At 74.8% G+C, this 8325-nt stretch carries 10 protein-coding genes; 1 reads left to right on the forward strand and 9 read right to left on the reverse strand.

All coding sequences use genetic code 11. The features are described from left to right. Genes ABT232_RS08205 through tsaB form a run of 4 tightly spaced genes read right to left on the reverse strand, consistent with a single transcriptional unit; the run spans position 1 to position 2534 of the window. Entirely contained in the window at positions 1-264 is a 264-nt protein-coding gene (locus ABT232_RS08205) for a hypothetical protein (RefSeq protein ID WP_351837581.1), read from the reverse strand. Beyond that, on the reverse strand, positions 261-1346 hold the full coding sequence (gene tsaD / locus ABT232_RS08210) for a tRNA (adenosine(37)-N6)-threonylcarbamoyltransferase complex transferase subunit TsaD (RefSeq protein ID WP_351837584.1): 1086 nt from the start codon (positions 1344-1346) through the stop codon (positions 261-263). Before tsaD ends, ABT232_RS08205 begins: the two co-directional genes overlap by 4 nt. Then, entirely contained in the window at positions 1339-1851 is a 513-nt protein-coding gene (gene rimI, locus ABT232_RS08215) for a ribosomal protein S18-alanine N-acetyltransferase (protein ID WP_351837987.1), read from the reverse strand. Before rimI ends, tsaD begins: the two co-directional genes overlap by 8 nt. Before the next feature lie 29 nt (positions 1852-1880). Next, a complete protein-coding gene (gene tsaB / locus ABT232_RS08220) occupies positions 1881-2534 on the reverse strand; it encodes a tRNA (adenosine(37)-N6)-threonylcarbamoyltransferase complex dimerization subunit type 1 TsaB (protein WP_351837587.1) in 654 nt (217 codons plus the stop codon). 120 nt (positions 2535-2654) lie between these two features. On the opposite strand from tsaB, the gene ABT232_RS08225 reads away from it, so the two are divergent. Further along, positions 2655-3209, forward strand: a complete 555-nt coding sequence (locus ABT232_RS08225) for a hypothetical protein (RefSeq protein ID WP_351837590.1) — start codon at positions 2655-2657, stop codon at positions 3207-3209. A gap of 44 nt (positions 3210-3253) precedes the next feature. Here the strand turns inward: ABT232_RS08225 and ABT232_RS08230 are convergent, their stop codons facing one another. From ABT232_RS08230 to ABT232_RS08250, 5 genes are all read right to left on the reverse strand, one after another. Further along, positions 3254-3436 carry a hypothetical protein gene (locus ABT232_RS08230; RefSeq protein WP_351837593.1) on the reverse strand — a complete coding sequence of 61 codons (183 nt, stop codon included), beginning with the start codon at positions 3434-3436 and terminating at the stop codon, positions 3254-3256. A 124-nt stretch (positions 3437-3560) separates the two neighbouring features. Then, positions 3561-4085: a tRNA (adenosine(37)-N6)-threonylcarbamoyltransferase complex ATPase subunit type 1 TsaE gene (gene tsaE, locus ABT232_RS08235; protein WP_351837596.1), complete on the reverse strand. Its 525-nt coding sequence runs from the start codon at positions 4083-4085 to the stop codon at positions 3561-3563. Continuing rightward, positions 4048-5301 (reverse strand): alpha/beta fold hydrolase, encoded by a 1254-nt coding sequence (locus tag ABT232_RS08240; protein ID WP_351837599.1) that lies wholly within the window; start codon positions 5299-5301, stop codon positions 4048-4050. The genes tsaE and ABT232_RS08240 overlap by 38 nt, the downstream gene beginning before the upstream one ends. A gap of 136 nt (positions 5302-5437) precedes the next feature. Continuing rightward, positions 5438-6607, reverse strand: a complete 1170-nt coding sequence (alr, locus tag ABT232_RS08245; RefSeq protein ID WP_351837601.1) for an alanine racemase — start codon at positions 6605-6607, stop codon at positions 5438-5440. 135 nt (positions 6608-6742) lie between these two features. Beyond that, a complete protein-coding gene (locus tag ABT232_RS08250) occupies positions 6743-8182 on the reverse strand; it encodes an NAD(P)H-hydrate dehydratase (protein WP_351837604.1) in 1440 nt (479 codons plus the stop codon). Between the last annotated feature and the right edge of the window lie 143 nt (positions 8183-8325).

Here is an 8325-nt window from a genome sequence, read left to right on the forward strand (position 1 = left end):
TCAGCCGCCGGTGACCTCCACCTGTTCGAACCGCCAGCGGTGCACGGCGCGGGTCACCAGACCGGCGTCGGGTTCCGCGAGTTCCGGCACCTCGGCGTCCGGGGCGGCGTCCCACCAGGTGATCACGAGCACCCGGTCCTGCGGCGCGCGGAAGGTCTCCCGCCGCAGCGGGGCCGGGGACAGCTCCTGGGCCCGGGCCCACTCCAGCAGGTCACCGCCCCTGCCGGGGACCGCCCGGGCCTCCCACATCAGCGCGACCGTCACGAGTACAGGTTCTCCTCGCCGACCTCGTGCACATGGTCGTGCCCGGGCACGTGCGGGTCCGTCACCGGCAGGGAGGAGTCCGCCGACAGGTCCCAGTCGGCGGCGGACCGGTTACGGGCGACCATCTCGGCGCCCAGCGCGGCCACCATGGCGCCGTTGTCGGTGCACAGCTTCGGACGCGGCACCCGCAGCCGGATGCCGGCCGCCTCGCAGCGCTCCTGGGCGAGCGCCCGCAGCCGGGAGTTGGCCGCGACCCCGCCGCCGATCATCAGATGGTCGACGCCCTCGTCCTTGCAGGCCCGGACGGCCTTGCGGGTCAGTACGTCCACGACCGCCTCCTGGAAGGAGGCCGCCACATCGCGCACCGGCACCTCCTCGCCGGCCGCCCGCCGCGCCTCGATCCAGCGGGCCACGGCGGTCTTCAGCCCGGAGAAGGAGAAGTCGTACGCCGGGTCGCGCGGCCCGGTCAGACCGCGCGGGAAGGCGATCGCCGCCGGGTCGCCCTCGCGGGCGTACCGGTCGATGACGGGGCCGCCGGGGAAGCCGAGGTTCAGCACCCGGGCGATCTTGTCGAAGGCCTCGCCCGCCGCGTCGTCGATGGTCGCGCCCATCGGGCGGACGTCGGAGGTGATGTCGGAGGACAGCAGCAGCGAGGAGTGGCCGCCGCTGACCAGCAGCGCCATCGTCGGCTCGGGCAGCGGGCCGTGCTCCAGCTGGTCCACGCAGATGTGCGAGGCCAGGTGGTTGACGCCGTAGAGCGGCTTGCCGAGCGCGTACGCGTACGCCTTCGCCGCGGAGACGCCGACCAGGAGGGCGCCGGCGAGGCCCGGGCCGGCGGTGACGGCGATGCCGTCCAGGTCCCTGGCGCTGACCCCGGCCTCCTTCAGGGCGCGGTCGATGGTGGGCACCATCGCCTCCAGGTGGGCGCGGGAGGCGACCTCGGGCACCACGCCGCCGAAGCGGGCGTGCTCGTCGACGCTGGAGGCGACGGCGTCGGCGAGCAGGGTGGTGCCGCGGACGATGCCGACGCCGGTTTCGTCGCAGGAGGTCTCGATACCGAGGACCAGGGGTTCGTCAGCCATTGCTCTGGGTTCCTTGTACGGAGTCGGCGCCCGCGGCGGAGCCGCTGCCGGGCGCGGTGGCGAGGCGCATCACCAGGGCGTCCACGTTGCCGGGCTGGTAGTACCCGCGCCGGAAGCCGATGGGTTCGAAGCCGAAGCGCTCGTACAGCTTCTGCGCGCGGACGTTGTCGACGCGGCACTCCAGCATCACTTCGGCGCACTCGAACTCGGTCGCAGCCCGCAGCAGTTCGGTCAGCAGCCGGGCGCCGAGGCCGGTGCCCCAGTACTCACGCGCGACGGCGATGGTCTGGACGTCGCCGACGTCACCGGCGGAGGCGAGACCGGCGTAGCCGACGATCCGGCGGCCCGTGTCGTCCTCACCGCACTCGGCGACGAGGTACCGCCGGGTCGCCTCGGGCCCGCGCGCATGCGCCAGCTCGGACCAGAACATGCCCCGCGACCAGGCGTCCTCGGGGAACAGCTCCCGTTCCAGTTCGAGCACGGGATCGATGTCCCACCAGCGCATCTCGCGCAGCTGTGGGGTCGGGGTGCCGGTCACTTGGGGGTGACCACCTTGTAGTTCTTGGGGACCTGGGCGTCGGGCCGGCGCAGATACAGCGGCCGGGGCGCGGACAGCTCCTGGCCGGCGGCCAGCTTCCCGGCGGCCAGGGAGGCGAGCGCGGCGGCGGAGACATGCTCGGGCTCGTGCGCGCTGGGGAAGGTGTCCGGGTACAGCAGGGCGCCGGCGCCGACCGCGGGCAGGCCGCGGACCTGGTCGGCGATGTCGGCGGGCCGGTCGACGGCCGGGTCGGTCACCCGGGTGCGGGAGTCGGCGTACCGGGCCCAGTAGACCTCCTTGCGGCGGGCGTCGGTCGCCACCACGAAGGGGCCCTCCAGGTCGGCCGCGTAGGCGAGGCCGTCGAGCGTGCACACGCCGTGCACGGGGACGCCGAGGGCGAGCCCGAAGGTGTCGGCGGTCATCAGACCGACGCGCAGGCCGGTGTACGGGCCGGGGCCGACGCCGACGACGATGCCGGTGACGGCGTCGAGCCGCAGCCCCGCCTCGGCGAGGACACGGTCGACGGCCGGCAGCAGCAACTCACCGTGCCGGCGCGCGTCCACCTGACTGGACGAGGCGATGACGTCCGTCCCGTCGTGCAGGGCGACGGTGACGGCGGGCGTGGCGGTATCCAGAGCGAGCAAGAGCACGCCAACAGCCTACGGCTCCCCGGGACCCGTGTCGGAAGTGCCGGTGCCTCACTCTCCGACTGCTACCGTCACCTACCGTTACGGTACGTCTTTGGACATACGACGCGGAGGTGGGCGCTCGTGGCCAGCAGCAGCGCCGGAATCGTGACCGGGCTGACGGTCGCGGCGATGGCGACGGTCGGGTTCCTCGCCTATCAGGCCTCGGCGAACGTGCCGGTGGAGCTGTCCCAGGCGCGGGCCGGCGGCCGGCCCGCGGCAGCCGTCTCCAAGGCCCCCCGCGATCTGCGGCACCCCGCGGCGCTGCCGCGCGGCTCGGGCCGGGGCGAACGGGTCGTGTACTCCCTGGACGACGACCGGGTCTGGCTCGTCGGCGCCCGTGACAAGGTGCTGCGCACCTTCGAGGTCACCCCGAGCAGCCTGGATCCGGCGCCCGGCGTCTACGCGGTCACGTCCCGCTCCAAGCACATCACCGGCTCCGACGGCACGCCCATCGAGCACGTCGTCCGCTTCGCCAGCGTCGACAACGTCACCATCGGCTTCAGCGCGGCCGTGGACGGCTCGACGCCGGCCCCCGAGCCCACCGCCCGTACCGGCGGCATCCGTGAGTCACGGCCCGACGGTGACGCGATGTGGGAGTTCGCGACGATCGGCCAGAAGGTCGTCGTCATCCGTTAGGGCGACTTCCCGCCCGGTCTCCGCCACGCGGCCCCGCGCTTGTGCTAGGCGGCCTCGCGGTGCCCGGACAGCCGCTCGGGTTCCGGCCGGCGGGGCTCGCGGGGCGGCGTCGAGACGGCGGTCGCCGCGGCGCAGGACGCCAGCAGATCACGCATGGAGACCGGGGACACAGGCGACATCGGGGACACCGCGCGCGGCGGCGTCTCCTCTCGTTCCGTGGCCGACATGGACGCCTCCTGGTGCCGGGGGACGGACGCAGTTAGGTTCACCTAACTACGAGCGGGATACCATGTGACCACGCCCGACGGCCCCGGCGCAATATCTTCCCGACGTCCTGTCGGAAACCACCGCTCAGGCGGACAGCGCGCTCAGGTCCGCCGTCGTCCAGCGCTCACCGATGCCGGTCAGCGTCACGTGCCGCACCTCGTCGGTGGTGTCGCCCACGGCACGGTGGATGAGCACGTGCAGCCGGTCGTCGGTCAGCTCCTCGACCTTGCCCTCGCCCCACTCCACGACGATCACCGAGTCGGGCAGCGAGACATCGAGGTCCAGGTCCTCCATCTCGTCCAGCCCGCCGCCCAGGCGGTAGGCGTCGACGTGCACGAGCGGCGGCCCGTCCCCGAGCGGTGGGTGCACCCGGGCGATCACGAACGTCGGGGAGGTGACCGCGCCGCGCACGCCCATCCCCTCGCCGAGCCCGCGGGTGAGCGTGGTCTTGCCGGCGCCCAGCTCCCCGGTGAGCATCACCAGGTCGCCGGCGCGCAGCAGTTTGGCGAGCCGGCGCCCCAGCTCGCGCATCTGATCGGGGGAGGTGACCGTCAGCTCGGTGACGGCCGGGTCATCGGCCGGGTTGTGCGGTGCCGCTGGTGCTTCCATAGCCACCCACGGTAGCTCCTGCGGGCACGGCACCCGCGCGGGTGAGGAGGTCGGCGAGCCGGTCGGTGACCACTTCCGGGTGCTCCAGCATCACCAGGTGCCCGGCGTCCGGCACCAGCACCAGTTCGGCGTCCGGCAGCAGATCGGCGATGGCCTCGCTGTGCTGGCTGGGCGTCACCAGATCCTGCACGCCGGCCAGCACCAGCACCGGCAGCTCCGCGAAGTGGGCCAGCGCCTCGGTCTTGTCGTGCTCGGTGAACGCCGGATAGAACTCGGCGACCACGTCGATCGGGGTGCTCTCGATCATCCGCTCGGCGAACCGCTCCACGGCCGGGTCGACGTCCCGCGAGGCGAACGAGTACCGCTTGATGATCCCGGCGAACAGCTCGGCGGTCGCCCGGCGCCCCTTCTCCACCAGCTCGGCCCGCTGCCCCAGCGCCTTCAGCACCCCCGGCAGCACCCGCCGCACCGCGTTCACCCCGGCGACCGGCAGCCCGAAGTTCACCTCGCCGAGCCCGCCCGACGACGTGCCGACGAGCGCCACCGCGACCACCCGCTCCCGGATCAGCTCCGGGAAGTGCGCGGCCAGCGCCATCATCGTCATCCCGCCCATGGAGTGCCCGACCAGCACGATCGGCCCCTCCGGCACGGCCGCGTCGATCACCGCCTTCAGATCACGGCCCAGCTGGTCGATGCTGACCGGCACCCCGTCGGTCAGCTGCGCCACCCCGCGCCCGGACCGCCCGTGACTGCGCTGGTCCCAGTGCACGGTCCGTACGACGCCTCTGAGCGCCGCCCGCTGGAAGTGCCAGGAGTCCTGGCCGAGGCAGTAGCCGTGGCTGAAGACGACGGTGACCGGCGCGGGCGCCTTGCGGCCGAAGAGCCTGCGGCGGCGCGGGCTGACCGCGGCACCGGTGTCGGGCTCGACGTCGTCGACCTCGTAGTACAGCTCGGTGCCGTCGTCGGCGTACGCCTTGCCCGGCGTGCCGCGCAGCGCGCCGTACGGTCCCGCGGAGTCGAGGGCGAGCCGGGCCTTGCGGCGCACTCCGCGCCCCACGGTCATCCGCTCCAGGGCGACACCGGCCGCCGCGCCCGCGGCCAGGACGCCTATCGCGGCGCCCGCGATCCCGGTCGCCCGGCGCCAGTTCCCGGCCGCCCCCGCGGCGGAGGCGACGGCCGCGGCGCCCGCGACGACCTCCGCGCTGCTCTCGCTCACGTACCGCTCCTCACCGAGTGCTGTGCTGCCGACCGGCCGCTGTGCCGGTTACCCGTTCTCCTGCCCGTTCACATCCGCGTTCACATCGAAGCGCTCAGATCGCCGCGTTCAGATCGCCGCGTTCAGATCGCCGCGTTCACGTGTACGCGTTCAGGTAGACGCGGGGCACACGGGTCCCGATCCGGGTGACGATCTCGTAGGCGATGGTCCCCGCCGCCTGCGCCCAGTCCTCCGCGGTGGGCTCGCCGCGGTCGCCGGGGCCGAACAGCACGGCCGGCGCGCCCGGCTCCGGTTCGTCACCGCCGAGGTCCACCACGAACTGGTCCATCGCGACCCGTCCCGCGACCGTCCGCCACTTGCCGCCGATCAGCACCGGCCCGGAGCCCGAGGCGTGCCGGGGAATGCCGTCCGCGTAACCGAGCGGGACGAGGCCGAGGGTGGTCTCGCCCGCCGTCGTGTACTGGTGCCCGTAGCTCACGCCGTGCCCGCCCGGGACCTGCTTCACCAGCGCCAGCGAGGCGGACAGGGTCATCACCGGCCGCAGCCCGAAGTCGGCCGGGGTGCCGAGCTCGGGGCTGGGCGAGACGCCGTACAGCGCGATACCGGGGCGCACCAGGTCGAAGTGGGTCTCGGGGAGGGTGAGGGTGGCCGGCGAGTTGGCGATGTGCCGCACCTCGGGGCGCACGCCCTGGCCCTCCGCGTACGCCAGCATCTCCCGGAACAGGGTCAGCTGGGCGGCGATCGACGGGTGCCCGGGCTCGTCGGCGCAGGCGAAGTGCGACCAGAGGCCGGTGATCCGCAGCAGGCCGTCGCGCTCGGCCCGCAGCGCGGCGCCGACCAGTTCCTCCCAGTCGGCGCCGGGCTGGCAGCCGTTGCGGCCGAGCCCGGTGTCCGCCTTGAGCTGCACCCGCGCCGGGCGGCCCGCGAGCCGGGCGGCCTCGGTGACCTCGCGCAGCGCCCACATCCCGCTGACGGACACGTCGAGATCGGCCTCGATCGCCTCCCGCCACGGCCCGCCGGGCGTCCACAGCCAGCACATGATCCGCACATCCGCGGGCAGCACGGCCGCGCGCAGCGCCAGCGCCTCCTCGGGCGTGGCGGTCCCCAGCCAGGTCGCCCCGGCCTCCACGGCCGCCCGGGCACACGGCACCGCGCCATGGCCGTACGCCTCCGACTTCACCACGGCCATCAGGGCCGCGCCGGGGGCAAGGGCACGCAGAGCCCGCACGTTGGCGCGCAGCGCGGCCAGATCGATCTCGGCGCGGGCGCGCAACGGGGCGGTCGGCAGATGTGCAGTCGTACTCATCCCGCCCAGTCTCTCAGAGCCCCCCGACCCCCCGGGCGACCGCACACCCCGGGACCTGCCTTATGGCCCAGTCCGCCCACCGGCCGGGAGGAAACGGGCAGCCCGGCAGCCGCCCGCGTCTGTGCCGCGGGCATCTCAGCCGCACACGTCCCGCCAGGCCCGCTGCACCGCCTCCGCCACGTCCCGTGCCCCCACCGGCGCGCCCTGCGCCGCGAACCGGCCGGCGAGGCCGTGCAGGTACGCCGCCGCGCTGCCCGCGTCGACCGCCGGCAGCCCCGCCGCCAGCAGCGAACCCGCGAGCCCGGAGAGGACGTCGCCGCTGCCGGCCGTGGCCAGCCACGGGGTGCCCGTCGGGTTGACCCGCACCGGTCCGCCGGCCCCCCCGCCCGGCCCGGCGACCAGCGTCGTCGACCCCTTGAGCAGCACCGCCGCCCCGTACCGGCCCGCCAGCTCACGCACCGCCACCAGCCGCGCCCCCTCGACCTCCTCGCGGCTCACGCCGAGCAGCGCGGCGGCCTCACCGGCGTGCGGGGTCATGAGGGTCGGCGCGGTCCGGGCGCGTACCGCCTCGGCGTCGGCCAGCCGCAGCCCGTCCGCGTCGATCAGCACCGGTACGTCCGCCGCCAGGACCTCGGCGACGGTCTGCGCGTCGTCGCCCGCGCCGGGCCCGACGACCCAGGCCTGCACGCGCCCCGCCCGGCGCGGCCCGGTGTCGGAGACCAGCGTCTCGGGGAAACGGGCGATGACCGCGTCCGCGGCGGGCCCGACGTACCGCACGGCCCCGGCGCCACCGTGCAGCGCCCCGGCGACCGCCAGCACCGCCGCCCCGGGGTAGCGGACCGACCCGGCGGCGACACCGACGACACCGCGCCGGTACTTGTCGCTCTCCGCCGCGGGCACCGGCAGCAGCGCGGCGACGTCCGCGTGCTGGAGCGCCTCCAGTTCGGGTTCGGCGGGCAGGTCGAGCCCGATGCCGACGAGCCGTACGGAACCGGCGTACTCCCGCGCCGGGTCGATCAGCAGCCCCGGTTTGTGCGTCCCGAAGGTCACCGTGAGATCGGCCCGCACGGCCGGCCCGCGCACCTCGCCGGTGTCCGCGTCGACCCCGCTCGGCAGGTCGACGGCGACGACGGCGGCGCGGGCGCGCGCGGCCGCCTCCGCGAGCGGTACGGCCTCCTCCCGCAGTCCGCCCTGGCCGCCGATGCCGACGATGCCGTCGAGGACGAGGTCGGCCCGCTCGATCAGCCGCTCCCCCTCGGCCACCGCGGCGACCCGGCCACCGGCCCGCCGCAGCGCCGCGAGTCCCGCCGGGTGCGCCCGTCCGGGCGTCAGCAGCACCGCCGTGACGCCCGCACCGCGCCGCGCGAGCCGTGCCCCGGCGTACAGCGCGTCGCCCCCGTTGTCACCGCTTCCGACCAGCAGCACGACCCGGCTGCCGTACACCCGTCCCAGCACCTGTGCGCAGGCGACGGCGAGCCCGGCCACCGCCCGCTGCATCAACGCACCTTCCGGCAGCCGCGCCATCAGCTCTCGCTCGGCTGCCCTGACCGTCTCCACGCTGTACGCAGTCCGCATGCGTCCGAGTCTCCCGCACCGGCCCCGGCACGACCCGCTCAGGCACTCCCGAACAGGTCCCCGGCCCGCTCGACCCGCACCGCCCGCACCAACCACTCGTCGAGCAGCCCGAGGTCAGCACACCCGAGCACGCGCCCCCGAAC

The sequence above is a fragment of the Streptomyces sp. NPDC001532 genome, assembly GCF_040298625.1.
In the GTDB taxonomy this organism is placed as follows: domain Bacteria; phylum Actinomycetota; class Actinomycetes; order Streptomycetales; family Streptomycetaceae; genus Streptomyces.